Source organism: Glycocaulis albus, assembly GCF_014639075.1.
In the GTDB taxonomy this organism is placed as follows: Bacteria; Pseudomonadota; Alphaproteobacteria; order Caulobacterales; family Maricaulaceae; genus Glycocaulis; species Glycocaulis albus.
Map to the genome: position 1 here is coordinate 58,754 of NZ_BMFS01000006.1, position 23,920 is coordinate 82,673.

General features: G+C 64.1%; 24 protein-coding genes. 16 read left to right on the forward strand and 8 right to left on the reverse strand.

Features of this window, described 5'->3' with window-relative positions; translation table 11 throughout:
* Positions 1–88 precede the first annotated feature (88 nt).
* The 3 genes from aceB (at position 89) to IEV75_RS07705 (ending at position 3,469) form a co-directional block, all read left to right on the forward strand.
* A complete protein-coding gene (gene aceB / locus IEV75_RS07695; protein ID WP_188451980.1) occupies positions 89–1,696 on the forward strand; it encodes a malate synthase A in 1,608 nt (535 codons plus the stop codon).
* A gap of 260 nt (positions 1,697–1,956) precedes the next feature.
* The gene (locus tag IEV75_RS07700) at positions 1,957–3,003 is read left to right on the forward strand and encodes a hypothetical protein (RefSeq protein WP_188451981.1); all 1,047 of its coding nucleotides are present in this window, start codon (positions 1,957–1,959) and stop codon (positions 3,001–3,003) included.
* Between the two features lie 13 nt (positions 3,004–3,016).
* Positions 3,017–3,469, forward strand: coding sequence for a helix-hairpin-helix domain-containing protein (locus tag IEV75_RS07705; RefSeq protein ID WP_188451982.1), 453 nt, complete (start codon positions 3,017–3,019; stop codon positions 3,467–3,469).
* Here IEV75_RS07705 and meaB read toward each other — a convergent pair.
* On the reverse strand, positions 3,466–4,443 hold the full coding sequence (gene meaB, locus IEV75_RS07710) for a methylmalonyl Co-A mutase-associated GTPase MeaB (RefSeq protein WP_188451983.1): 978 nt from the start codon (positions 4,441–4,443) through the stop codon (positions 3,466–3,468). The two genes, IEV75_RS07705 and meaB, sit on opposite strands and share 4 nt — an antisense overlap.
* An 81-nt stretch (positions 4,444–4,524) precedes the next feature.
* Between meaB and IEV75_RS07715 the strand changes: the two genes are divergently transcribed.
* A complete protein-coding gene (locus IEV75_RS07715) occupies positions 4,525–4,875 on the forward strand; it encodes an MmcQ/YjbR family DNA-binding protein (RefSeq protein WP_188451984.1) in 351 nt (116 codons plus the stop codon).
* Positions 4,876–4,947: 72 nt separating this feature from the next.
* Positions 4,948–5,262, forward strand: coding sequence for a hypothetical protein (locus tag IEV75_RS07720; RefSeq protein ID WP_188451985.1), 315 nt, complete (start codon positions 4,948–4,950; stop codon positions 5,260–5,262).
* A gap of 232 nt (positions 5,263–5,494) precedes the next feature.
* Here IEV75_RS07720 and IEV75_RS07725 read toward each other — a convergent pair whose 3' ends face one another.
* On the reverse strand, positions 5,495–6,712 hold the full coding sequence (locus tag IEV75_RS07725) for an NADP-dependent isocitrate dehydrogenase (RefSeq protein WP_188451986.1): 1,218 nt from the start codon (positions 6,710–6,712) through the stop codon (positions 5,495–5,497).
* 108 nt (positions 6,713–6,820) lie between these two features.
* On the opposite strand from IEV75_RS07725, the gene IEV75_RS07730 reads away from it, so the two are divergent.
* The 3 genes from IEV75_RS07730 (at position 6,821) to IEV75_RS07740 (ending at position 9,035) form a co-directional block, all read left to right on the forward strand.
* Positions 6,821–7,579, forward strand: coding sequence for an RNA methyltransferase (locus IEV75_RS07730; RefSeq protein WP_188451987.1), 759 nt, complete (start codon positions 6,821–6,823; stop codon positions 7,577–7,579).
* Positions 7,580–7,885: 306 nt separating this feature from the next.
* The gene (gene rpsD / locus IEV75_RS07735) at positions 7,886–8,503 is read left to right on the forward strand and encodes a 30S ribosomal protein S4 (protein ID WP_127567553.1); all 618 of its coding nucleotides are present in this window, start codon (positions 7,886–7,888) and stop codon (positions 8,501–8,503) included.
* Between the two features lie 148 nt (positions 8,504–8,651).
* On the forward strand, positions 8,652–9,035 hold the full coding sequence (locus IEV75_RS07740; protein WP_188451988.1) for a ricin-type beta-trefoil lectin domain protein: 384 nt from the start codon (positions 8,652–8,654) through the stop codon (positions 9,033–9,035).
* Positions 9,036–9,272: 237 nt separating this feature from the next.
* On the opposite strand, the gene grxD is transcribed toward IEV75_RS07740, so the two are convergent.
* Complete coding sequence (grxD, locus tag IEV75_RS07745; protein WP_188451989.1) at positions 9,273–9,605, reverse strand: Grx4 family monothiol glutaredoxin; 333 nt, start codon at positions 9,603–9,605, stop codon at positions 9,273–9,275.
* Positions 9,606–9,679: 74 nt separating this feature from the next.
* Positions 9,680–9,910, reverse strand: a complete 231-nt coding sequence (locus IEV75_RS07750) for a BolA family protein (RefSeq protein ID WP_188451990.1) — start codon at positions 9,908–9,910, stop codon at positions 9,680–9,682.
* A gap of 109 nt (positions 9,911–10,019) precedes the next feature.
* Between IEV75_RS07750 and IEV75_RS07755 the strand changes: the two genes are divergently transcribed.
* A complete protein-coding gene (locus IEV75_RS07755; protein ID WP_188451991.1) occupies positions 10,020–11,009 on the forward strand; it encodes a M20/M25/M40 family metallo-hydrolase in 990 nt (329 codons plus the stop codon).
* A 5-nt stretch (positions 11,010–11,014) separates the two neighbouring features.
* Positions 11,015–11,428, forward strand: coding sequence for a PaaI family thioesterase (locus IEV75_RS07760; protein WP_188451992.1), 414 nt, complete (start codon positions 11,015–11,017; stop codon positions 11,426–11,428).
* 106 nt (positions 11,429–11,534) lie between these two features.
* On the opposite strand, the gene IEV75_RS07765 is transcribed toward IEV75_RS07760, so the two are convergent.
* The gene (locus IEV75_RS07765) at positions 11,535–12,731 is read right to left on the reverse strand and encodes an acyl-CoA dehydrogenase (protein WP_188451993.1); all 1,197 of its coding nucleotides are present in this window, start codon (positions 12,729–12,731) and stop codon (positions 11,535–11,537) included.
* A 199-nt stretch (positions 12,732–12,930) separates the two neighbouring features.
* On the opposite strand from IEV75_RS07765, the gene IEV75_RS07770 reads away from it, so the two are divergent.
* Positions 12,931–15,027, forward strand: coding sequence for an amidohydrolase family protein (locus tag IEV75_RS07770; RefSeq protein ID WP_188451994.1), 2,097 nt, complete (start codon positions 12,931–12,933; stop codon positions 15,025–15,027).
* 92 nt (positions 15,028–15,119) lie between these two features.
* Here the strand turns inward: IEV75_RS07770 and mgtE are convergent, their stop codons facing one another.
* A complete protein-coding gene (mgtE, locus tag IEV75_RS07775; RefSeq protein WP_188451995.1) occupies positions 15,120–16,424 on the reverse strand; it encodes a magnesium transporter in 1,305 nt (434 codons plus the stop codon).
* Between the two features lie 157 nt (positions 16,425–16,581).
* Between mgtE and IEV75_RS07780 the strand changes: the two genes are divergently transcribed.
* The 5 genes from IEV75_RS07780 (at position 16,582) to IEV75_RS07800 (ending at position 21,550) form a co-directional block, all read left to right on the forward strand.
* On the forward strand, positions 16,582–16,929 hold the full coding sequence (locus IEV75_RS07780; RefSeq protein ID WP_188451996.1) for a glycine zipper domain-containing protein: 348 nt from the start codon (positions 16,582–16,584) through the stop codon (positions 16,927–16,929).
* A 4-nt stretch (positions 16,930–16,933) separates the two neighbouring features.
* Positions 16,934–17,365, forward strand: coding sequence for a hypothetical protein (locus IEV75_RS07785; RefSeq protein WP_188451997.1), 432 nt, complete (start codon positions 16,934–16,936; stop codon positions 17,363–17,365).
* A gap of 66 nt (positions 17,366–17,431) precedes the next feature.
* Entirely contained in the window at positions 17,432–18,727 is a 1,296-nt protein-coding gene (locus IEV75_RS07790; protein WP_188451998.1) for an APC family permease, read from the forward strand.
* A 26-nt stretch (positions 18,728–18,753) separates the two neighbouring features.
* Positions 18,754–20,220: a sodium/proline symporter gene (locus IEV75_RS07795; protein WP_188451999.1), complete on the forward strand. Its 1,467-nt coding sequence runs from the start codon at positions 18,754–18,756 to the stop codon at positions 20,218–20,220.
* Positions 20,213–21,550, forward strand: coding sequence for a flavin monoamine oxidase family protein (locus tag IEV75_RS07800; RefSeq protein ID WP_188452000.1), 1,338 nt, complete (start codon positions 20,213–20,215; stop codon positions 21,548–21,550). Before IEV75_RS07795 ends, IEV75_RS07800 begins: the two co-directional genes overlap by 8 nt.
* Before the next feature lie 132 nt (positions 21,551–21,682).
* On the opposite strand, the gene IEV75_RS07805 is transcribed toward IEV75_RS07800, so the two are convergent.
* Positions 21,683–22,804, reverse strand: a complete 1,122-nt coding sequence (locus IEV75_RS07805; protein ID WP_188452001.1) for a nitrilase-related carbon-nitrogen hydrolase — start codon at positions 22,802–22,804, stop codon at positions 21,683–21,685.
* A 120-nt stretch (positions 22,805–22,924) separates the two neighbouring features.
* Positions 22,925–23,779, reverse strand: coding sequence for a hypothetical protein (locus IEV75_RS07810; protein WP_188452002.1), 855 nt, complete (start codon positions 23,777–23,779; stop codon positions 22,925–22,927).
* Between the last annotated feature and the right edge of the window lie 141 nt (positions 23,780–23,920).

Below are 23,920 nucleotides of genomic sequence, written 5' to 3' on the forward strand. Positions count from 1 at the left end.
CGAGGCGCGACGCACGGATGTGCGGCGCATCACTAAAAAGACCAGATCCCGGCTTGCGCCGGGAAAACGCGTAAAAAAGGGAACACACATGACCGGACAAGCCAACACCGCGCCAGCAGGCGTTGTCATCAAGGGCGCAATGCGTCCCGGCTATGAGACGATACTGACGGGCGAGGCGCTCGGCCTGCTGGCTGATATCCACCGGCGTTTCGACGGTGAACGCAAAGCCTTGATGACCGCTCGGCTGGAGCGTCAGAAGCGGCTGGATTCCGGCGCTGAGACGCTCGGTTTTCGCGATGACACCAAAACCATCCGGGCTGGCGACTGGACGGTGCCGGCTGCTCCGGCAGACCTCGCTGACCGGCGCGTGGAAATCACCGGTCCGGTGGACCGCAAGATGATCATCAATGCGCTCAATTGCGGCGCGAAATGCTTCATGGCCGATTTTGAGGACGCCTCCACCCCGTCATGGTCCAACATGATGGACGGGCAAATGAATCTGCGCGACGCCGTCCATAAAAAGATCGACTATACCGACCCTGCCAGTGGCAAGTCCTATGCGCTCAAAAAGGATCATGCGGTCCTGATCGTGCGTGCGCGCGGCCTGCATCTGGACGAAGCCCATATCGAGGTCGACGGCGCGCCGATGAGCGGCGGTTTTGCCGATTTCGCGCTCTACCTCCTGCACAATCACGCCCAGCTGAAAAAAAACGGCACGGGGCCGTATTTCTACCTGCCCAAGCTGGAGACGATGGAAGAGGCCCGGCTGTGGTCGCTCGTCATCCGCCATTGCGAGACCGTACTGGGCCTGCCTGTGGGCACGGTGCGTGTGACGGTGCTGATCGAGACCATCCCGGCAACGTTTGAGCTCGATGAAATTCTCTATGCCCTGCGGGAAAATATCACGGCGCTCAATGCCGGGCGCTGGGATTATATCTTCAGCTATATCAAGCGCCAGAAGACCAATCCGGCTGCCGTCCTGCCCGACCGGGGCCAGGTGACCATGGCGGTGCCCTTCATGGCCGAGTACGCCAAGCGCGTGATCGCGGTCTGTCACCGCCGCGGCGCGCACGCCATGGGCGGGATGAGCGCCTTCATTCCGGTAAAGGGCGATGATGCGGCCAATGAGGCTGCTATCGCCAAGGTGAAGGCCGACAAGACGCGCGAAGCCAGTATCGGCCATGACGGGGCCTGGGTGGCGCACCCGGCTCTGGTTCCGGTGGCGATGGAGGCGTTCGACGCGGTGATGGCCGGGGCGAACCAGCTGTCCAAGCGGCCGGAGGTGCGCGAAGATGCGGCCGCTCTGCTGACCGCGCCGGAAGGCACGATCACCCATGCCGGCGTGCTGGGTAATGCCGATGTCGCGATCCGCTATATCGCCTCCTGGCTGCAGGGGCGGGGCGCTGCGCCGATCCATAACTTGATGGAAGATGCGGCAACGGCGGAGATCAGCCGTGCCCAGCTTTGGCAGTGGCGCACCCATGGCGCGAAAACAGCCGAAGGCCGCATCGTCGATGCTCCTTACGTGAAAGAAGTGATCGGCGCGGCGGCCAAAGCCATCCGCGCCGAGATCGGCGATAATGCGTGGGGAGAGGGCCGGTTTGGCGAGGCGGCCGACATTCTCACTTCCCTGGCGCTCAATGATGCTTTCGAGGAATTTCTTACCCTGCCAGCCTACGAGAAGATCCGCGAGTAGGGGGGGATTCTTTAGTTCTGCAACGCACCCGCTTCCAAAACCGGGGTCCCCGCCCCCGAGCGGGGACCCATGGGAAATCACGAGAGCTGGAAAAATGGATCCCGTGTTCCCCGTTTCCACGGGGACAGGCAAGCCCGGGAACCCGGTTGAGAGGGAATCGGGAAATGATCGGGGGACCTAGCCCTGACTTTGGGAAAATGAGCGCCAAAGGCGCGCCTTCCCTCTAAAACCCGCGGTGAATTCGCGCTAGGGTGACGGTCATGAACCGTTTCGCCCCTCTGATTCGTCATCGTGGCCTGCTGATTGCCGCAGGTGCGTTCGTCCTGTTCGGCATCTGGGCTGTTTACCTGTCGCCCTGGTCGGCGCGTGCGATGGAGGCCCGCCTGATGGTGGCGGCTGCCAGCTCGCTGGAGCGCGTTGGTGAACAGGGCTGGGCGGTGGTCGAGATGCGCGGCCAGCGCGCCATTGTCAGCGGCTATGCCCCGTCTGAGGATGCCCGCGCCCGCGCCGTGCGTGCCGTGCGGCAGGCCGACTGGGCAGGGGGCGCGGTAGCAGGCGGGATAACCCGTGTAGTGGACCAGACACGCCTTGCGCTGCCCGAAGCAGGGCTTGCCTTGCGTGCGGACCTGGACCGAAGCGCGCTGGTGGTACGCGGTTTTGCACCCGACCCGGGTGCGGCGTCGCGCGTCGAGGAGATAGCGCGCACGCTTATCGCTGATGCGGATATATTTCTGGAGGAATCGGCCGGTCAGATGCCTGACGGCTGGGAGGCGGCCGTCCGCCTGATGCTGGGCGAACTGGTACGGCTGGAGGCGGGCACCGCGTTTCTGCTGGATGAGGGTATTGCGCTGGCCGGGTTTGCCGGCAGTGCCCAGACCGGCGAAAGCGTTGCCGGCGGAATGATGTCGCCTCCACCGCCCTTCGGAGCGGCAGCGCATATACGCGCGGGCAACGCCGTATTTGCTGCGCCGTTGCGCTCGGTCGCGCTATGCGACCTGCTGGTCCAAGCCGCGCTTGGGCCCGATGGCAGCGCGCTCGAAGCGCGCCTGCCCGTGCCCCAGGATGCCACGGATGCTCTGGCGGAAGCTGGGTCGGCCTTTTCGCGTTGCCAGCGCGGCGAACTGGTCATCACCACGCCCGTGCGTTCGGGAACGGCCATGGCCGAAGCGCTGATGTCGCCGCTGATCGCGGGCGGGGCCGACCCGCTGCGCCTGATGGTCCGCGCCAGTGGCCCGGCCGGGGAATCCGGCATTACGCTGGAAGTGGTCGCGCGCGGTACCGGTGAAGACCTGTCCGAAGCAAGCTAGGAACAAGAACGCTATGATGTGGCTGATGTGGCATATGTGGGTCCTGCTGGCGCTGGCTGCGCTGCTGGGCGGGTTGGCAGGGTGGATACTGCGCGGCGCGCGCCCTGATGGGACACTGCGCCTGCCGCCGCGTGCAAAACCCGTTGCCGCCGATCCTGCGCCTGTAGCTGAACCGGCAAAGCCCATGTCATCGCCAGAGCCGGCGACAGCCGAAGCGGTGAAGCCCGCGCCGGAGGCGGCCAGGACGGGCGCGGATGCCAGTGCAGGGCCGGATGATCTGACCCGTATCAAGGGGCTGGGGCCAAAAGCCGAAAGCACGCTGACCGAGGCGGGCGTATTTCATTTCCGCCAGATTGCCGCGTGGAGCGCCGCCGATGTCGAGAAGTTTGACGCGCTGCTCAATGCCCGCGGGCGTATCGTGCGCGATGACTGGGTGGGGCAGGCGAAGGAACTGGCGAAAGGCTAGTCGAAGCGCGTTTTCGTCCAAAGGGCGATCAGGCGCTCTGCCGCTTCGCTGGCGGGCAGGCTGCCGTCCGCGACATCGCTTTCCAGACCCGGCAGGGCACTGCGTATGGCGGGGCTCGCCTTGAAGCGCTCCAGCACCATTGCCTCCACCATCGCCCGCATCCAGCCGACCTGCTGCTCGCGGCGCCTTGCGTCAAACGCGCCCGCGGCCTGCATGGCGCGGCGATGGGCGGTGATCGCCTCCCACAGCGTATCCATGCCGCGCCCTTCAAGGGCAGAGCCGGTCAGCACCTTGGGTTGCCAGTGCGGATTGGTGGGCGTGAAGAGGTGCAGCGCGGCTTCCAGATCGCGCGCGGCGCGCCGTGCCCGTTTCTCGTTCCCGCCATCGGCCTTGTTCACGAACAATATCTCGGCGTGCTCCAGAAGGCCCTTCTTGATGCCCTGCAGCTCGTCGCCTGCGCCCGGCAGCATCAGGGCCACGAAGACATCCACCATGCCCGCGATCTCGGTCTCGGACTGGCCGACGCCCACCGTCTCGATAATGACGACATCAAAGCCCGCCGCCTCGCACAGGAGCAGGCTCTCGCGCGTCTTGCGTGTGACGCCTCCCAGCGTGCCGGCAGAGGGCGAAGGGCGGATGAAAGCGTCGGGATCGGTTGCCAGCGCGCCCATGCGCGTCTTGTCGCCCAGAATGGAGCCTTTGGTGCGCGTGGAAGAGGGGTCGACCGCCAGCACCGCCACCTTGTGGCCCTGACGGGTGAGGAAGGTGCCGAACGCCTTGATCAAAGTGGACTTGCCGACGCCCGGCACGCCGGTCAGCCCGATGCGCACCGCCCCGCCGGTATGCTCCATGACATCGGTCAGAAGCGCGCGCGCGTCGCCCTGATGATCGGCGCGGGTGGATTCCACCAGCGTGATCGCGCGCGCCAGGGCGGCGCGGTCTCCGGAAACAAGGCGGTCTGCAAGCTCGCTCATGGGTCCACGCATACGCCATTTGCCGGTCTTGGCAAGGCAGGGGCATGCCAGACTATGATGCGGATATCAAAGGAGGCCATCATGCGTCACCCCGATCTCCACCGGCTTGTCGATTATGCGCTCACCCTGCCCGGTGCCACCGAGCATCACCCCTGGGGCGAGTATGCCATCAAGGTGAAGGGCAAGAGCTTTGTCTTTTTGTCCGGGGGGCGGTCTGGCAAGGCCTGCGCCATCACGGCGAAATTGCCGGAATCCGGCGATGCGGTATTGTCGGTCCACGCGTTTGCCTCGCCTGCCGGGTATAATCTGGGCAAGTCCGGCTGGGTGTCAGCAGAGTTTCCTGAACACGAGGACGCGCCCGTCGATCTGCTCAAGGGCTGGATTGATGAGAGCTACCGGGCGATAGCGCCCAAGGCGAAGAAGTCCCGCTGACACGTATTGTCAGTTGGCAGGCGGAGAGGCTCAGCGCACGCTCGGCCTCATATTCATGACAGGAGACCCGCCATGCTTGCCCTTTTGGCTGCCAGTCTTGCTTTCACGCCCGCGCCGGAGATGAGCGAGGTCGATCTGCACATCTATTGCAACGCGCAGGCAGGGATCATGACACAATATCTCGCCGATACGCAGTTGGCTGAAAACCTGATGATGGAAACGGCCCAGTGGCTGGACCGGGCTGTCGCCGAAGGACGCACGACCCGCGAGCACATCATGTCCGTTCAGGATGCGCTTTTTCCGGTTAATCAGGAACTGATCCTCGCCGACGACGTCGCGGCGCTGGAGGGTCGCTTCGTGCCGTGTGAAGAGGCGTTCAGGGGGTAGTGTTCCCCGGCTACGCAGCCGTTGCGGTATGCTGGGATCAAGTAGGGTTATATCTCAACCGGGTTCCCGGGCTTGACCCGGGATCCAGTTTTTAAGCGCCAACCTTGTGCGGCGGTCTCATGGGGCCCCGCCCGGGGGCGGGGAACCCGGTTTGAGTGGTACGGGTGCGTGGAAAACAAAAAACCCCGCCATCGCTGGCGGGGCTTTCGTTATTCAGATCAGGCAATAAGCCCTAGTTGTTCATGGCCGCAGCGAAGCGCTCGCCCAGCTTGTCGAGGAAGCCTTCGGTGGAGAGCCAGCCCTGCTGGTCGCCCACCAGAAGCGCGAGGTCTTTCGTCATATAGCCGCTCTCGACCGTTTTGGTGACCGTAAGCTCGAGCTTCTCGGCAAAGTCGATAACGGCCTGATTGCCGTCCATCTTGCCGCGGTGGTAGAGGCCGCGCGTCCAGGCGTAGATCGACGCGATGGAGTTGGTCGAGGTCTGCTCGCCGCGCTGGTGCTGGCGATAGTGGCGGGTGACGGTGCCGTGGGCGGCTTCCGCCTCAACGGTCTTGCCATCCGGCGTCATCAGCACCGAGGTCATCAGGCCCAGCGATCCAAAGCCCTGCGCGACGGTGTCGGACTGCACATCGCCATCATAGTTCTTGCAGGCCCAGACATAGCCGCCGGACCATTTCATCGCGGCTGCCACCATGTCGTCGATCAGGCGGTGCTCATAGGTGATCTTCTTGGCATCGAAATCGGCCTTGAATTCGGCCTGGTAGATCTCTTCAAAGATGTCCTTGAAGCGCCCGTCATAGGCTTTCATGATCGTGTTCTTGGTGGAGAGGTAGACCGGCCAGCCGCGATCCAGGCCATAGCGCAGGCAGGCGCGGGCAAAGTCGCGGATCGAGGCGTCCAGATTATACATGCCCATGGCGACACCGCCGCCGGGGAAGTCAAAGATTTCGTGGGTGACCGGCGCGCTGCCGTCTTCCGGCGTGAACGTCATGGTCAGCTTGCCAGGGCCCTTCACCACCATGTCGGTGGCGCGGTACTGATCGCCAAACGCGTGGCGGCCGATGACGATGGGTTTGGTCCAGCCCGGCACCAGGCGGGGCACGTTCTTGATGACGATGGGTTCGCGGAACACCACACCACCGAGGATGTTGCGGATCGTGCCGTTGGGCGAGCGCCACATCTTCTTCAGGCCGAACTCTTCCACGCGCTGCTCGTCGGGCGTGATCGTGGCGCATTTCACGCCAACGCCGTAATGCTTGATCGCCTCGGCGGCCTCGACCGTGATCTGGTCATCGGTCTCGTCGCGCTTCTGGATGGAGAGGTCGTAGTATTTCAGATCAATATCGAGATAGGGCAGGATCAGCTTCTGCTTGATGAGATCCCAGATGATCCGGGTCATCTCATCGCCATCAAGCTCAACAACGGGGGTATCGACTTTGATCTTTGCCATGTGCGGTGTGCTCTTCTCTTGAGGGCGCGCGCATCGGCGCGCTAGAGGTGGGCCTTACTGGTTCGGGCGGTCATCTAGCACCGCGCACCCGCTTAAGGAAGGGCAGGTATGTCATCGAGTGACGGTGCGCGCGGACCGGGCCCGGCTTTCGTGCTGGTCAATCCGCAAATGGGCGAGAATATCGGCGCGGCGATGCGGGTGATGGCCAATTTCGGCCTTGAGGACTTGCGCATCCATGCCCCGCGCGATGGCTGGCCGAATGAACGCGCCGAGGCGATGAGCGCCGGCTCGCCCCTCTACACGTCTGCCCGCGTCAGCGATGATCTCGATGACGCTCTGGAGGGGTGCACCGTGCTCTACGCCACCACGGCGCGCCCGCGCGGCATGGTCAAACCGGTAATGACTGCGCGCGAGGCGATGGCCGAGGCGAGGGGGCTGATCGCAGCCGGCCAGAAGCCGGGCTTCCTCTTCGGGGCAGAGAAATCCGGTCTTCCCAACGAGCTGGTCGCGCGCTCGCGCTCCATCCTTACCCTGCCTGTTGATCCGGGCTTTGCCTCGCTGAACCTGGCCATGGCGGTGGGTGTGCTGGCCCATGAATGGCGCGCCGGCGATCCGCCGCCAGAAGAGTTCAAACCGCTGGAGGAGGCCGCCGATGCGGTGCAGCTCCACCGCATGTATGAGCATTTCGAGGACGAGCTGGAACGGGCCGGCTTCTTCTTCCCGCCGGAGAAAAAGCCGCTGATGACGCAGAATCTGCGCAACATGTTCGCCCGCGCAGGCCTTACCGAGCAGGAAGTGCGCACCTTCCGCGGCGCCATCAAGGCGCTGACCATCGGACGCGGCAAGGCGCGCGTGGTGCGGGAGTGACGCGCGTTTCGCTTCATCCTTCGAGACGTTCGCTTCGCTCACCCTCAGGATGAGGGGAAAAGCGCAGTCCAATTCCCTCATCCTGAGGAGCACGAAGTGCGTCTCGAAGGACGAGGGAATTGGGCCAACTCACCCTCTTGAATTGACAATTCCCAGCCCCTGCAGCATAAGCCGCGCTTCCCTCACGCTGGGGCTGGTGACAGTCCTGAATATTCATCCCACGGGACGATGCGTGAACCGCCGTGTTTTGTAGCCGGTGCGATTGTGAGGGCGCACAGGCCGGGCCGCATCGAAGAAGAGAGAACCATGTCGAAGCGTCATTCGCAGAAATACAAAATTGACCGCCGTATGGGCGAAAACATCTGGGGCCGTCCTAAGTCTCCGGTGAACACCCGCTCCTACGGCCCCGGCCAGCACGGCCAGCGCCGCAAGGGCAAGATGAGTGATTTTGGCCTGCAGCTCATGGCCAAGCAGAAGCTCAAAGGCTATTACGGCAACATCACCGAGAAGCAGTTTGCGCGCACCTATGAAGAGGCGCAGCGCCGCCGTGGCAACACGGCCGAAAACCTGATCGGCCTCTTGGAAAGCCGTCTGGATGCGGTGGTCTACCGCTCCAAATTCGTGCCGACCGTGTTTGCCGCCCGCCAGTTCGTCAATCACGGCCACGTGACGGTGAACGGCAAGCGCGTCAACATCTCGTCCTACCAGGTAAAGCCCGGTGACGTGGTGGAAGTGCGCCAGAAGTCGCGCAACATGGCCCTCGTCCTTGAAGCGCTGGACAGCGCCGAGCGCGACGTGCCGGACTATATCGATCTCGATGCCAAGGCGATGAAAGCCACCTACACCCGCGTGCCGGAATTCTCCGACGTGCCCTACCCGGTGAAGATGGAACCGAACCTGGTGGTCGAATTCTACGCGTCGTAAGGCGCCCGGAATTATAGAATACGCGAAAAGCCCGTCAGCTTGCTGGCGGGCTTTTTGTTTGGCGTTTGGGCAAACTTTTCAGCTTGCAGTCATGTCTGGCCTGTCATGGGTTGTGCCGGTTAAAACCGGAGGCATGAGGATGATGGCGATGACACGACGGATGGCGGTGGCGGGTTCGGCCCTGATGCTGGCGGCATGCGCAGCGGCATCATCCGCACAGCCCTCGCGCGACCTGCCCGGTGAGCGCGAGACAATTCATGACTGGTATGTCCAGGCTGACGGGACGATCCGGGTTCAGGTGCGCTCCAACGGCTGTACCACGAAGGAGAGCTTCGAGCCGGTTGTGATGGTGGATTCGCGCACGCGCTGGTCTTTCACGGTGGAGCTGCGGCGGCTCCAGCCGGACCTGTGCCGCGCCTATCTGCCTGAAGGGGTGGTGCTGGTCTGGACGCGCGACGATCTGGGCCTGCCGCGCGGCGGGACGGTCCGGGTTATCAATCCGCAGGCCCCGACGCCAAGGCCGAGGCGGTAGGACGCCGGCCTTCGCGCGCGGGCTCAGGTTCAGAGGAATTGGAAGCGCTTGCCTCTCAACCGGGTTCCCGGGCTTGCCGGTCCCCGTGAAAACGGGGAACCCGGGATCCAGCAATGCCGCACCCCGGCTTTAATCGGAAAAAAAGAAAAATGGACCCCGGCTCGGGGGCCGGGGACCCGGATACTCGATCTCATGCCTTGGGATGCAGTGGCGCTCGAAGGAGAGGGAGGCCAACCGCTAGGCCGCTTCAATACCCTTGTCGTCGAGCAGGGCTTTGAGCTCGCCGGTCTCGAACATCTCTTTCACGATGTCGCAGCCACCGATGAACTCGCCCTTCACGTAGAGCTGAGGGATGGTGGGCCAGTCTGAATAGACCTTGATGCCTTCGCGCACATCCATGTCTTCGAGCACGTTCACCGAGTGATATTCCACGCCCATATGCTGGAGCACGCGCGAGACGAGCGAGGAAAATCCGCACTGGGGAAAGAGCGGCGTGCCCTTCATGAACAGCACCACGTCGTGGCTCTCCACCGTGTTGCGGATGGATTCTAGCGTTGTGGTATCGGTCATGAGGGCGCTCCTTCGCGCGGGGAATATCCTGCCAGAGAGCTAGGAAGAGCCAGCCGTCCGGTCAAGCGGGGCACTCAGGGCGCGCGCGTGATGAGCGCGAGGGCATGCAGCTCGCCGCCCATGCGACCGCCCAGCGCATTATAGACCAGCTGGTGCTGCTTTACTCTGGAAAGCCCGGCAAAGGCCGGTGAGACCACGGTCGCGCGGTAATGATCGCCATCGCCGGCCAGATCCTCGATCTCCACTTGCGCATCAGGCAGGGCCTCGCGGATCAGGCGTGAAATATCGTCGGCGGCCATGGGCATGGAATTTCCTCCTGTTCGCGGCGCTTCGCAGCGCTAGACTTGGGGTAACTCGCGCGAATCCTCAAGCGCGCATCCTAACAGCTTGTCAGGGCAGGGAGCCTTATCCGTCATGCAGTTCACCCCAAAGATTCTGGTCCTTCCCCTGCTGGCTTTCGCGCTGGCATCCTGCGCGCCAACCGACACCGGGCCGTCGCGCGAGGCGCAGGCGCTGACCGATCTGCGCGCCCTCTCGGCAGATGAGATGGAAGGCCGCCTCGTCGGCAGCGAGGGCAATGCCCGCGCCCGCGCCTATATCGTCGAGCGCCTTGGCGAGATGGGCGTCGAGGCGGTGTTTGAAAACTACGAGCAGAGCTTCACCTTCCAGCGTTCGCTGGATTTCCGCGATCCTGATGCCGAGCGTGAAACCATTACTGCGATCAATCTGGTGGGCCGTATCGCCGGGACCAATCCGGGCGAACATGTGATGGTGGTCGGCGCGCATTACGACCATGTCGGCATGGATGAAGACGGTAATATATTCAACGGCGCAGACGACAATGCGTCGGGCACGGCGGGCCTGCTGGCGGTTGCCGCGGCGTTCATGGAGAACCCGCCGGAGAATGACGTTATCATCGTCGCATTCGATGCCGAAGAGGGCGGTCTTCGCGGCGCGCGCCATTATGTGGCCAACATGCCGGAAGGCTATGAATCCGTCGGCTTCATGCTGAACATGGACATGCTGGCCTATAGCGAGACCGATGATCTGTATGCCGTCGGCACCTGGCACTATCCGGTCCTGCTAGATCTGGTTACGGCCGCGGCAGAGGTGTCGCCGGTCAATCTGCGCACCGGCTATGACGAGCCGAGCGATGATCCGCGCAATGACTGGACGATGCTGTCCGATCACGGCCCCTTCCACGCGGCGGGCATCCCCTTCCTCTATCTGGGCGTCGAGGACCATGAGCACTACCACCAGATCAGCGACACCTATGAGAACATGACGCTGGCCTTCTTCGGCGGCGCGGTGGAGACGGCGGTGGATGTGGCCCGGCGTGCCGATGCCATGCTGGACCTGATTGCCCGCTCGCCTTCGCGCCAGCCCGAAGCGGTAGAGAAATAGGTGCCATGACGCTGACCGTTGAGCAGTTGAATGAGTACGCCGTCCCGCTGGCGCGCACGCTCGGCGTTGTGGTGGTCGAAGCCGGGCCGGAGCGGGTCGTGGCCGAAATGGAGGTGCGCGCCGACATCTGCACGCTCGGCGATACGCTTCATGGCGGCGCGATGATGAGCCTGGCCGATATTGCGGGCGCGATCGGGGCCTTTGTGTCGCTGCCGGAAGGCGCGGTGGGCACCACCACGACCGAGAGCAAGACCAACATGATCTCCAGCCCGCCTGTGGGCACCAAGGTCATCGCCACGGCAACGCCTATCCACAAGGGCAGCACCAGTCAGGTCTGGCAGACCCGCATCGAGCGGGAGGATGGCAAGCTGGTCTCGCTGACGACCCAGACCCAGCTCAATATGTGGCCGAGGGGGTAGGGGGAGACGTTGAAACCCCGGACGCGCAGCGACCCGGCGCCTGTCTCAGCGTGTTCTGCACTACGTCCCGGATAGCTGCTGGCGCAACTTCCGGGAATTCAGGCCATCAGGCAAACGCCTGATGGCCTGTGATGGCGCGCCCCATGATGAGGGCGTGGATATCGTGCGTGCCCTCATAGGTGTTGACGGTTTCCAGATTCACCGCGTGGCGCAGGATATGGTACTCCTCGGCGATGCCGTTGCCGCCATGGATGTCGCGCGCCTCGCGGGCGATGGCCAGCGCCTTGCCGCAATTATTGCGCTTCATCAGCGAGATGGCTTCGGGCACGAAGGCGCCCTGGTCGATCAGGCGGCCCAGCTGCAGCGCGCCGAGGAAGCCAAGCGTGATTTCCGCCTGCATGTCGGCCAGCTTCTTCTGGACCAGCTGGGTGGCAGCAATCGGCTTGCCGAAGACGACGCGTTCGAGGGCATAATCGCGCGCGGCGTGGAAGCAGAATTCCGCGGCGCCCATTGCGCCCCAGGATATGCCGTAGCGCGCCTTGTTGAGGCAGGAGAACGGACCGCGCAGGCCTTTTACGTTTGGCAGGATGGCGTCCTCGCCGACCTTTACGTCATCCAGCGAGATCGAGCCGGTGACGGAGGCGCGAAGCGAGAGCTTGCCTTCGATCTTGGGTGTCTCGAAGCCCTTCGTGCCGCGCTCGACGATGAAGCCGCGTATCTCGCCGTCCAGCTTGGCCCAGACCACCGCCAGATCAGAAATCGGCGAGTTCGTGATCCACATTTTCGAGCCGTTGAGGACATAGCCGCCATCGACCTTCTTCGCGGTGGTGCGCATCGCGCCCGGATCGGATCCGCCATCGGCCTCGGTCAGGCCGAAGCAGCCGACAAATTCACCGCTGGCGAGCTTGGGCAGGTATTTCTTTTTCTGTTCGTCTGAGCCAAACGCGAAGATCGGATACATGACGAGGGAAGACTGCACGCTCATGGCCGAGCGATAGCCGGAGTCAACGGCTTCGACTTCGCGCGCGATCAGGCCATAGGCGACGTGGGAGAGGTCAGAGCCGCCATAGACTTCCGGCAAGGTGGCGCCCAGAAGACCCAGCTCGCCCATCTCCGACATGATTTTGCGGTCGAACTTTTCCTCGCGTGCTGCCTCGATCACGCGGGGCAGAAGCTCTCCGCGCGAGTAGTCGCGCGCGGCCTTGGAGACCATGCGCTCTTCTTCTGTCAGCAGGGTGTCCAGATGAAGCGCATCATCCCAGCGAAAGGTGAGTTCGGCATTCTTGGTCCCGTCTGCGGCCATGACACTCGTGCTCCTCGCATTGTTCTGACGTTCCGGTCAGGGCCTTGCTACTACCCTTGGCGCCGAAAAGGCAGAGGCTTTTTCACCCCGCGCAGAGGTGGGAGCCTGATACAGCCCCGATGCCAGACAGCCTTCCCGTTGACGGGGCACGTGCTAGCGTGCGCGCAAGAGTGTGAAAACAGACAAGGGGAGGCGCGCCATGGCGACGCTATTGCGGCTGGCGGGTATTACAGTGCTGGTGACGGGGCTGGCGGCATGCGAGCCGCCGGTGGACAGACCGGCGCAAACAGCTGGCGCAACCGGGCAGGCACCGCAATGGGCCGGCCCTGTGGAGCATGAGGCGGCGAGCTTCACCGTGCTCACTGGCGGTACGCCCATCGGCGCCGTTCAGGTGACGCCGCAGGAAAATGGCTACGCAATCTTTTACGAGTTCCGCAATAACGGGCGGGGCCCCACTTTCAACGAGAGCGTGATACTCGACGGGCATGGGCTGCCGGTGCACTGGTCCATCGAAGGTGCCACCACGTTCGGAAATGCCGTCGACGAGCTTTTCCATCTGGAGGATGGCCGCGCCTTCTGGCGCGATACGACCGGCGAGACCGGGATGGATGTGACCGGCCGCGCCATATACGCGCCGCAGAACTCCAGCCCCTACAGCCTCGCGATCACCGCCCGCGCCCTGATGGCCGCCGACGGCAATGTGCTTGCTGCCATTCCGGGCGGTGAGGTGCGCATGGAAGAGATTGAGCGTCTGACCGTCTCCAATGGATCTGACACGCGCGAAATCACCAGCTGGGCACTGTCGGGCCTAGGTCTCAACCCCACCTATTTCCTGATGGATGGAGAGGCGTTCTTCGGGGTCATCTCGCCCTCCTTCGCTGTGCTGGCTGAAGGCTTTGAAGGCGAGGATGAGCGGCTTCGCGCGCTGGCGGCCGAATACGGTGCCAGCCGGTTCGAGGCGATTCAGTCGCGCGTCGCCCATGAGTTCGACGGGCCGGTCAGGGTGCGCAATGTGCGCGTCTTTGATCCACTCGCCGAGGCGCTCGGAGAGCCGGTTTCGGTCGTCGTCGAGGGCAATCGCATCGCTGCAATCGATCCGCTGGAGGTGCCTTCACGCGCCGGTGAGGTGGAGATTGACGGCGGCGGGGGCTCGCTATTGCCGGGCCTGTTCGAGATGCACGCCCATATGGGGGAGGCCAGCGCCTTCCTGAACATCGCTGCAGGCATTACCAGCGCCCGTGACATGGGCAATAATAACGCGGTCCTCGACCAGCTTGTCGACAATATCGAGGCTGGGCGCGTAGCCGGACCCCGCCTTTACCGCAGCGCCTTCATCGAAGGGCGCAGCCCCTTCAATTCCAATAACGGCGTGGTGGTGGAAAGCGAGGAGGAGGCCGTTCAGGCGGTGCATGACTATGCCGACCGCGGCGGGTTCCACCAGATCAAGATCTACAACTCCATGCGTCCCGAATGGATTCCGGCTGTCATCGCCGCCGCGCGCGAGCGCGGGCTTCGCGTCACCGGTCATATCCCCGCGTTCACCAATGCCGATGCGATGATCGAAGCCGGGTATGACGAGATCGTGCATATCAACCAGCTCATGCTGGGCTGGGTGCTGGAGTCTGACGAGGATACGCGCACGCTCCTGCGCCTGACCGCGTTGCAGCGCCTTCCTGTCCTGGACCTCGACAGTCCAAACGTTCAGGCCACCATCGACGCGATGGTTGAGCGCGGCGTTGCCATCGATCCCACCTTTGCCATTCACGAGCAGCTCTTGCTGTCGCGCAATGGCGAGGTGTTCGCCGGTGCGGCGGACTATGTCGATCACATGCCGGTGGCCGTGCAGCGCGGTGCCCGCTCGGCCATGTCGGCGATCAATAGCGAGGAAGAGGATGCGGCCTATCGCGGCGCATTCGAGCAGATACGCCAGATGCTGCAGATCATGCGCGAGCGCGGTATCGCGATGGTGCCGGGTACCGATCTTGGCGGCTCATTCGCCTATCACCGCGAGCTGGAGCTCTATCAGCAGATCGGCATGGAGCCTGCGGAAATCCTCGGCTGGGCCAGCCATGGCATGGCCGAATATCTCGGTGTAGACGGCGAGCTGGGCCGGATCGAGCCGGGCTATCTGGCTGATTTCTTCCTGGTGCCAGGGGATCCCACGCAGGACCTGCGGGACATCAAGACGATCTCAATGGTTGTTGCCGACGGCCGGGTCTATTTCCCGAGCGAGATCTATCCCGAATTCGGTATCCGGCCCTTTACGGGCGTGCCTGAAATGCGGGCCGTGGAGTAGTCCTTACGGTCTGATGCCCCGGACGTTGCCGGTGATGCCTCCCCCGTTCACGGGGGAGGACCAAATTCTTGACCGTCTCGAAGGACGAGGGCTCATCCGAACAGCACGACGCTGGCGATGGTGAAATAGATCACCACACCGGTGGCATCGGCTATCGACGTGACGAGAGGCGCGCTGGCCGTCGCAGGGTCCAGATTGAGGCGTGAGAGCACGAATGGCAGGCTCATGCCGATCAGGCTGCCGACCAGCACGATGATGATCATCGAGCTGGCGACCACCATTGCGATATCGGTTCCACCGCGGAAGACGCCAATGCCGGAAACCGCGAGCGCCATGGTGATGCCGAGCGCCGCAGCGACGAGAAATTCGCGGCCCAGCATGCGCCCCCAGTCGCGCGAGCGCACCTCGCCGGTTGCCAGCGCGCGCACCATCAGTGTTGCGGCCTGCGCGCCGGCATTGCCGCCAGAGGCGATCAGTAGCGGCAGGAAGAAGATCAGCGCGATATGGGCGGCAATCGTGTCCTCGAAATAGGCGATGCCAAAGCCGGACAGGAGATTGCCGAACACCAGCAGGACCAGCCAGACAATGCGGGCGCGATAGAGGGTGAAAATGCCGGCTGAGCGGACGCTTTCGTCAATATCGCCGTGCGCGCCGAGACGCAGGAAGTCTTCCGTGGCCTCTTCCTCGAGCGCGTCGATGGCGTCATCGTGTGTGACGATGCCGAGCAGATGATGCTGCGCGTCGACAACAGGCACGGCCAGGATGTCATATTTGGCGACCGTGCGGGCCACGCTTTCCTGATCGTCATCGACGTGCACGAAGACCGGGTCATCGTCCATCAGCGCCGAGACCTTGCGTGAGGGCGGGGCGAGGATAAGGTCGGCAAGGCGCACCGTGCCGATCAGTTCCCGGTCGTCCTTGAGCACATAGGTCCGGTAGATGGTTTCCTTGTCGGGCGCCTCCAGGCGCAGCTGCGCAATCGCTTCCTTCGCCGTCATGTCAGGCTTCAGCGTTGCATAGTCCGAGGTCATGATCGCGCCGGCCGTGCCTTCCTCGTAGGAGGCCAGCTTGCGGATATTCTCGCGTTCGACATGGGCAAGGGCCGGCAGGATCATTTCCTGCTGCTCCTCGGAGAGCCGGTTGTAGACGTCGGCCCGGTCATCGGCGTCCATCTCGGTGATGAGCGCCGTCAGCTGCGGGCGCGTCATGTGCTCGATGGTTTCGGCCTGCAATTCCGGTTCGATATAGCCGAACACGTCGGCCTGCACCGATACCGGCAGCGCGCACAAAAGCTTCCAGGCCTCTCCCGGATCCATCTCTGACAGGGTGTGGGCGATATCAGCCGGATGGTCTTCTGCATCTATGGTGATCGCCAGTCCGGCTTCATCGAATGCCATGGGAACTCCTTGCAACCAAAGGAAGGGTGCTGCGTTACCTGTGTTCTAGACCTGCAAGGCGGCACTTACCAATAGCGGAACAGTGACATGTTCGCGCGACTGGCAGGAAGGCCGTGCCGCCTCGTCAAAACCGCGACGAACAAGGAAGGACAGACATATGAGCACCTCTGCTGCACGCGCCACCAAACAGGCGAAATCTGCCGTCAAGCGCGAGGCAGATGCCGAATCCCTTGCCGCCGAGCTGGACGAGCTGAAACGCGAGTTCCGCGAGCTGGTCGAGCAGGTTGGACGGGTCGGCAAGGTCAGCGCGCATGAAGCTTCCACGGCTGCCAAGACTACGGTCAAACAGGGCAAGGATGTCGGCGAGCAGCTTGTGGAAGATGTGGTCGACCAGTGGAACACGGTGGAGGGCCGGATTGTCCGGGAGACACGTGAGAAACCGTGGCAGGCGCTCGGCATCGCGGCGGCAGCCGGCCTTCTGATCGGTTTCCTGGCGCGCCGCTAACCGCATGCTCGGACCTGTAAACGCCTTGATGTCGCTGGCCAGCGGACATGTCTCGCTGGTCGGCAGTCATCTCAAGACGCGGATTTATCTGAAAATCCTGCTGGCGCTGTGCGTCATTGGCGCGGTGGTGTTCGGCTGCGTGCTTGCCAGCGTGATGCTGGCCGAGGCGATCGGCCTGGTGAGCACGCTGGCGCTGATGGCCGGAGTCTTCGTGGCTGCGGCCCTCATCGTGCTGATCGTGATGGCCGTTGAGCAGAAACGCCACGAGGCCCGTGAGCGCGAGCAGCGCGAGGCGGAAAAGCGCCTGGCCAAGATCGCGCTGGTCTCGGCGCTTCCCATGCTCAAAAGCGGTGGGCTTATTGCCGCCGGTGCTGCGGCCATTGCCCTGATGGTGGTGCTGGGCGGCAAGGGCGGCGATGATGGTGATCCCGGCTAGAGCGGCGTACTTGCCCTTCGGCGCGTAGCAGACCAGTCTCGCACCCGGCAGTAATGCGGGGGCGGGATGGCTGGCGGCGAAAAACTCCAACGGGAAATAACGGCGCGGGGCATCTGGCTTCTGGCCGTCAATGGCATGATCGGTGCCGGGATATTCGCCGTACCCGGCGGCGCGGCCGCGCTGGTAGGCGTTTGGAGCCCGCTGGTCTATGTGGTCTGCGCGGTCCTGCTGGGCCTTATTGTTGCCTGCTATGCAGAGCTGGCCAGCCGTTTCACCTCCACCGGCGGGCCGGTGCTCTATGTGCGCACCGCCTTCGGCAAGTTTGCCGGGTTTGAAACCGGGCTTGCCGTCTACGCGACGCGCATCACCGCCTTTGCCGCGAACGTGAACCTGATGGTGGCCTCCATCGCTTTCTTCGTGCCCGCGCTTGAGAGCGGGCCTTTGCGCATTCTGGTCATCATCGCGATCATCGCCGTGTTGGCGGGTATCAATATCGCAGGTGCCAAGCCCGCCATGCGCGCGATGGGGCTCCTCACCATACTGAAATTCCTGCCTCTGCTGGCCATCGCATTGGTCGGCCTGTTCCATATCAATCCATCGATATTTCCTGATAATTCGCTCGGCTTCCCGGCAAGCGCGCAATGGAGCGCGGCCGTTCTGCTGGTCATCTACGCCTTTGTCGGCTGGGAGGCAGCCGTCATCCCGGCAGGCGAAACGCGCGAACCGGGCAAGGCCATGCCGCTCGGCCTGTTCTGGGCGCTGGGCGTGGTGGCCCTGCTTTATGTGGTTATCCAGATCGTGTGCGTGGCGGTCGTGCCTGACCTTGCCAGTTCGGAGCGTGCGCTGGTCGATGCCGGGGCGATCCTGTTCGGCCCTGCAGGCGCGCTTCTCCTGACGCTGGGCGTGATCGTCTCGGTGGGCGGCAATATCACCGGCACGGTCGTGACAACACCGCGCCTGACCTACGCGCTGGCGCTGGAAAAGACCCTGCCGGCCTGGTTCGGCAAGGTGGATGAGCGCACGCATGTTCCGGCCAATTCCATCATTTTCTTTGCCGTACTGGCTGCGGTCCTCGCCGTGGTGGGTGATTTCTTCGCGCTCGCCGCGATGAGCGCCTTCGTGCGTGTGCTCATTTATGTGGGCTGCATCGCGGCCATGCCGCGCGTGCGCGCCCTGCCTGCCGAGACCGAAAAGCCGATGCGCCTGCCGCTGGGCTGGACGATCCCGGTGCTGGCGGTGCTGGGATCGCTGGTATTGCTTAGCCAGGTGCCACTGCGCTCCATGGCGATCACGGCGGCGTTTCTGCTGGCAGGGGCCGTCATCTACATGCTGATGCAGTTTGTGAATGCGCGCCGCGCCTGAGCGAAAGAACAAGACGGGGGAGGGACATGAACGCTGAACTGGCCGTACTGATTACGCTGGTGACCTACAAGCTGGTGCTGGTCGGCGTGGGTCTTTGGGCCTCGCGCCTGAACCGCACCGAGACAGACTTTCTCTTGGGCGGTCGCGGGCTGGGGCCGTGGGTCGCGGGCCTCTCCTACGCGGCCTCCACCTCGTCGGCCTGGGTGCTTTTGGGGTTTTCCGGCTTCGTTTACGCGGTTGGCCTGTCCGCGCTGTGGATGGTGCCGGGGATTCTTGGCGGCTATGTCGTGATGTGGGTCTGGTTCGGGCCGCGCATGCGCGCCGAAAGCGCTGCCGAAAATCAGGTCACGCTCGGAGATTTCCTCGCCGCGCGCGCGAAAGGCGCAGGCCGCACGGCCATATTATGGGCGGCGGCGCTGCTGGTCCTGTTCTGCTTCATCTTCTACATCGCGGCCCAGTTCGGTGCGGCGGCCATCGCCTTTGAAAACCAGTTCCAGCTCGGACGGATGGAAAGCGTGCTGATCGGGGCAGGCATCATCCTCATCTATTCGCTTCTGGGCGGCTTCTGGGCGGTCAGCGTCACCGACACGCTGCAGGGCGCGATGATGGCCCTGATCGCCATTCTGCTGCCCGTTCTGGCGCTCATGGCGGCGGGAGGCCCGGCGGAGGTCTGGACCACGCTGCAGGCCAATGCCCCCGACGGCTATATGTCCTTCACGGGCAACCGCGCCATCTTCATTTTTATCGGCTTTGCGCTGGGTGTCGCCGGTATCGGCCTTGGCACGTTCGGCCAGCCGCAGCTGATGAGCCGTCTGATGGCCGTAAAGGACGAGGCGGCAAGGAAGCGCGCCTTTGCCGTGTCGATGGGCTGGGGCGTCATCGTCTATGCCGGCATGGTGACGCTGGCTCTCTCGGGCCGCGCGCTGCTGGGCGCAGGGCAGGAGGGCGAGGCGCTGTTCTACACGCTCGCCGGGGAGCTTCTGCCGCCGGTGCTGGCCGGCATCATCATTGCCGCCGTGCTGTCTGCCGTGATGTCTACAGTGGACTCCCTGCTCATCGCCACGTCGGCGGCGGTTTCCCACGATATGGGCGTCTCGAAGCGCTATCCGGGCCGGGAAGTGCTCATCTCGCGCATCGTCATGGCGGCCCTGTGCGCCGCGGCGGTTGTCATGGCGCTGGCCATCCCGGCGACGATCTTCGACCGGGTGCTGTTCTCCTGGTCGGCGCTGGGCGCGGCTTTCGGGCCCATCGTGGTGGCCCGTGTGGCGCGCGTGGAGCCGGCAACCGGCGCCATTCTGGCGGCCATGGCGCTGGGCTTTGGCATGAGCGCGCTCTTCTTCCTCATCAGGGGTGTGGGACTGGAAGGCACGGGCGGTCTGGGCGGTTTCCTCGCTAATCTCGCGGCCCTGCCGGGTTCTCCCTTCGAGCGCGTGGTGCCCTGGCTATTGCCACTGGTGATCGTGTTCGCGTGGAGGCGGCCTGCCCATGCATGATGTCGTCATCATCGGTGCGGGCTTTTCCGGGCTGGAGGCGGCGCGCCGCCTGGCGCCGGACCATGATGTGGTGGTGATGGAAGCGCGCGAGCGAGCGGGCGGGCGCGTGCTCACCCACACATTTGCCAATGGCGATGAGACCGATCTGGGCGGGCAATGGGCCGGTCCCGGACAGGACCGGCTCTATGGCCTGATCGCCGAGATGGGCTTCATTACCTACCCGCTCTGGGATGAGGGGGATCATCTGGTACGCGCCGGACGCCTGAAGCGCTATCGCGGCACCATTCCCAGCCTTTCCATCCCTGTATTGCTGGACCTGAACCGCGCGCTCTCGCGTTTCGAGGCGATGGCGCGCCAGCTGGATCCGGCTGAACCCTGGACGCACCCGCAAGCGCAGATGTGGGACCGGATCACGGTGGCAGACTTTCTCAAACGCCACACGTTCACGAAGCGCGCCCGCGAGATGTTCACCATCGGCATCGGGGCGGTGTTCTGCGCCGAGCCGCATGAGCTCTCCTTGCTGCATGCGCTGTTCTATGCGCGCTCGGGGCGCTCGCTGGACGCGCTCCTGTCCGTCTCAGGCGGCGCGCAGCAGGACCGGGTGCATGGGGGCATGGGCGGACTCGCGACCGCTGTGGCGGCTTCTCTGGGTGATGTGGTGCGCTATGGCGAAGCCGTGCAGGCAATAGGCTGGGGCAAGGACAGCGTCACCATCACCACCAGCCGCCAGAGCTGGCGCGCCAGACGCGTGATCCTCGCCGTGCCGCCTTCACAGGCGCTGGGCATTCGCTTTGACCCGGGGCTGCCGTCAAACCGCGATGCGCTATGGCGGCGCATGCCCGCGGGGGCGTGCATCAAGTGCGTGGCGCAATATGCGCGGCCCTTCTGGCGGGAGAGCGGCCTTTCCGGGCAGGCGGTGGGCGGTGATCTCGCCGTGCGCGTGACCTTCGACAATACAGAACAGGGCAGGTCTGCCGGTCTGCTGCTGGGCTTCATCGAAGGCGAGGAGGCACGCCGCTGGTCGCAAGTTTCCGCGGAGACGCGCCGTGACGCCGTGCTGGATGCCTTTGCCGGTTTCTTCGGAGACGAGGCGCGCTCGCCCATCGACTATGCCGATAAGGACTGGACCAGCGATGCGTGGACGCGCGGCTGCTACGCCTCCATCCTTGGTCCCGGCGTCTGGACCACGCTGGGCCAGAATATGCGCGATCCCATTGGCCCGATCCATGTCGCGGGCACCGAGACCGCCGTTCAGGGTTTTGGCTATATCGAAGGCGCGCTGGAAGCGGGCGCGCGTGCGGCAGATGAGGTAAGGGCGGCTTTGGGTTGATCAATGATCGGGCAACACCGGGGTCCCGGTCCCCGAGCCGGGACCCATAGTCTGGCGCCGGGCGTAACCCGTGGATCCCGGGTCAAGCCCGGGAACCCGGTTGTTGGCCAAGCGGGCGGAAATGGGTAAGGTTTACTCCCCCACCCACATCACCAATACCTGACCGCCGCTCGTGCGGTTGGCGGTGTGGATGCCCTCGCGGTCAACCGCAATCGCCGCCCCGTCTGATCCCATGCCCCAGAGCGAGCCGCCCAGGAAAGCGGTGATGCCGGCACGGGCCGATGTGTCCTGCAGGCGCCCTGCGAGTGCGTGCGTCTGCCAGGCCTCGCCTTCGGTCAGACGGCCAGCTTCGCCGCGCGGCACATCATCGGGCCAGGGCGTCACATAGCCGCCCCAGGGCGCATCCCACACATCGCCGGGCTGCAGGAAGGCGGGCACGGCCAACAGCTCGGCATCGTCGATCGCTGCGTAGACGTCCGGGTGCCAGGAATCGGCGCAGATCAGCACGCCCAGCCGTCCGGCGGGCGTCTCGAATAAGGGGTAATCTTCCAGACTGGCGGCAGCGGTGAAGCCTGCCTCGGACGGAATGGGATAGGCCTTGCGCACCAGCGCGCCATGGACCCGGCCATCGGGCGCAAACACCGCGCCGACATTCTCCAGAGGGCCATCCGTGTCCGCCACTATTGCGCCGGCCTCGATGCGGGCGCCTGCCAACACCACCGACCCGGCGACGATAGTGATGGCGTACTCTTCGGCCAGCGCGCTGAAAGCGGCCTGATAGGCCTGCGCCATATCGGCGCTGCGCATGCGGAACACGGCGGCAGCGGCGCGGTCAGGCTCGCCGCTCGCCAGCAGCGAACCGGCATAGGGCAGAGGGTTGGCAGCGATGAGCGCAATCATCGCCCCGTCAACGCTGCGCGCCCGGTAAACTGCGCGCGGCGCGTCTGCGGCGACCAGCCAGGTAGCGATATGTTCGGGGAAGACGGCTATCGTTTGTGGTGTCAGAACCCCCGCCTCGCGCGCCGCGTCGAGATAATCGGCCAGCCGCGCCCGGAAGGCTTGCGCACTGGTGTAATCCTCGACCCGCATGACCGGCTCAACGGCGATGAGATTGGCATTCGTGCGGCTGCCGGTCTCGCTGACCACAATCGGATCGGCAACCGGTGCATCCGGCGCGGGCAGGGCCCGCCAGAACGACCATCCCGCCAGGGCGGCAATGACAATGCAGGCAAAGAATATCAGCCAGCGGGGCATGGTGGATCTCCGGCGCTTAGCGGGCTTGCTCACGATCACTGTGACGGGTTTCCAAACAAAGAAAAAGGGCGCAGCCCGGGGAAGCTGCGCCCTTTGTGAAGACCGGTGGACAGGTCAGGATTATACCAGCCGGTCTTCCAGTCCGTCACGCTCGCGGCCGCCGAAAACGGCTGCGGCGCTGGCGACAAATGCGCCTATCAGCATGGCCAGTGCCGTGGCGATGGCGAGCGTTGCGCTGGCGGCGCGGGCATTGTCGACCTCTTCCCGTGCCTCGGCGCGGACCGTGTCCATCCGGGCGAACGCATCCTGGACGCGGGCCTCGGCTTCGTTGACGCCGATGGCGGTGCGCTCGGCCACGTCCTCCACCAGCCAGGCGCGGTCCTCGGCAGTGACGGACTCCGGGTCGGCGATGGCCCGCACGACAAAGCGGTCTGCCTCCTGCCGGGCCGTGGCGAGCGTTTCGGAGTCGGCGCCCGGCGCCCGATACAGCCGGTCGGTGATGATGGTGGACGGTGCGGGCGCGCCGTCTTCAGCCTGCACCGCAGCAGCAGTCACGGCCGTTGCGCCCAGTGCGCCGCCGCCGGCAGCGATCGCGGCGGCCGCGAACATGAAGGCGCTGGCCACAGCCCAGGTCAGAAAGCCGTGCACGCTGTCCCGGAAGAACACTTCATCAGCGTGGATGGACCAGCGCAGCCGTGTGCGCCCGGCAATATAGCCGCCCGCGATCGAGGCGAAGATCTGCGTGAAGATCAGCCAGACAATTGTCACGACGCTGATCGTTGTGGCGGACAGCCCGTCGCCGGCGAAGGGCGACATGGCGCCAAAGCCGAATGCCGCCCCCAGAATGACCAGGATGATGGTGAGTCCGCCAGCGGCAAACGCGCCAGCGAACACGGCCGACCAGTTGATGGCCGGACCGGTCCAGCGGGCGGGCGTGGTGGTGGTTGCGGGCGCTGTTATGGATGCATCGGTCATGTCGTGCGCCTCCTAGAACAGGATCAGGATGAGAATGATGACGGGGATCGGCACCCCCAGGAACCACATCAGTATTGCCTTGCCCATGTCCGGGTGCCTCCTCGCGCGGGATGGACCGCGCCCTGCGAATGATGATCAGCA

Bases quoted from the DNA above. Each gene is read 5' to 3' on its own strand.
- IEV75_RS07760 (WP_188451992.1), top strand. From the start codon at position 11,015: ATGACGCTGACCGTTGAGCAGTTGAATGAGTACGCCGTCCCGCTGGCG.
- IEV75_RS07750 (WP_188451990.1), bottom strand. From the start codon at position 9,910: ATGCCCATGGCCGCCGACGATATTTCACGCCTGATCCGCGAGGCCCTG.
- IEV75_RS07780 (WP_188451996.1), top strand. From the start codon at position 16,582: ATGAGCACCTCTGCTGCACGCGCCACCAAACAGGCGAAATCTGCCGTC.
- IEV75_RS07725 (WP_188451986.1), bottom strand. From the start codon at position 6,712: ATGGCAAAGATCAAAGTCGATACCCCCGTTGTTGAGCTTGATGGCGAT.
- grxD (WP_188451989.1), bottom strand. From the start codon at position 9,605: ATGACCGATACCACAACGCTAGAATCCATCCGCAACACGGTGGAGAGC.
- IEV75_RS07810 (WP_188452002.1), bottom strand. From the start codon at position 23,779: ATGACCGATGCATCCATAACAGCGCCCGCAACCACCACCACGCCCGCC.
- meaB (WP_188451983.1), bottom strand. From the start codon at position 4,443: ATGAGCGAGCTTGCAGACCGCCTTGTTTCCGGAGACCGCGCCGCCCTG.
- rpsD (WP_127567553.1), top strand. From the start codon at position 7,886: ATGTCGAAGCGTCATTCGCAGAAATACAAAATTGACCGCCGTATGGGC.
- IEV75_RS07770 (WP_188451994.1), top strand. From the start codon at position 12,931: ATGGCGACGCTATTGCGGCTGGCGGGTATTACAGTGCTGGTGACGGGG.
- mgtE (WP_188451995.1), bottom strand. From the start codon at position 16,424: ATGGCATTCGATGAAGCCGGACTGGCGATCACCATAGATGCAGAAGAC.
- IEV75_RS07715 (WP_188451984.1), top strand. From the start codon at position 4,525: ATGCGTCACCCCGATCTCCACCGGCTTGTCGATTATGCGCTCACCCTG.
- IEV75_RS07740 (WP_188451988.1), top strand. From the start codon at position 8,652: ATGACACGACGGATGGCGGTGGCGGGTTCGGCCCTGATGCTGGCGGCA.
- IEV75_RS07700 (WP_188451981.1), top strand. From the start codon at position 1,957: ATGAACCGTTTCGCCCCTCTGATTCGTCATCGTGGCCTGCTGATTGCC.
- IEV75_RS07705 (WP_188451982.1), top strand. From the start codon at position 3,017: ATGATGTGGCTGATGTGGCATATGTGGGTCCTGCTGGCGCTGGCTGCG.
- IEV75_RS07755 (WP_188451991.1), top strand. From the start codon at position 10,020: ATGCAGTTCACCCCAAAGATTCTGGTCCTTCCCCTGCTGGCTTTCGCG.
- IEV75_RS07765 (WP_188451993.1), bottom strand. From the start codon at position 12,731: ATGGCCGCAGACGGGACCAAGAATGCCGAACTCACCTTTCGCTGGGAT.
- IEV75_RS07805 (WP_188452001.1), bottom strand. From the start codon at position 22,804: ATGCCCCGCTGGCTGATATTCTTTGCCTGCATTGTCATTGCCGCCCTG.
- IEV75_RS07800 (WP_188452000.1), top strand. From the start codon at position 20,213: ATGCATGATGTCGTCATCATCGGTGCGGGCTTTTCCGGGCTGGAGGCG.
- IEV75_RS07795 (WP_188451999.1), top strand. From the start codon at position 18,754: ATGAACGCTGAACTGGCCGTACTGATTACGCTGGTGACCTACAAGCTG.
- IEV75_RS07790 (WP_188451998.1), top strand. From the start codon at position 17,432: ATGGCTGGCGGCGAAAAACTCCAACGGGAAATAACGGCGCGGGGCATC.
- IEV75_RS07785 (WP_188451997.1), top strand. From the start codon at position 16,934: ATGCTCGGACCTGTAAACGCCTTGATGTCGCTGGCCAGCGGACATGTC.
- aceB (WP_188451980.1), top strand. From the start codon at position 89: ATGACCGGACAAGCCAACACCGCGCCAGCAGGCGTTGTCATCAAGGGC.
- IEV75_RS07730 (WP_188451987.1), top strand. From the start codon at position 6,821: ATGTCATCGAGTGACGGTGCGCGCGGACCGGGCCCGGCTTTCGTGCTG.
- IEV75_RS07720 (WP_188451985.1), top strand. From the start codon at position 4,948: ATGCTTGCCCTTTTGGCTGCCAGTCTTGCTTTCACGCCCGCGCCGGAG.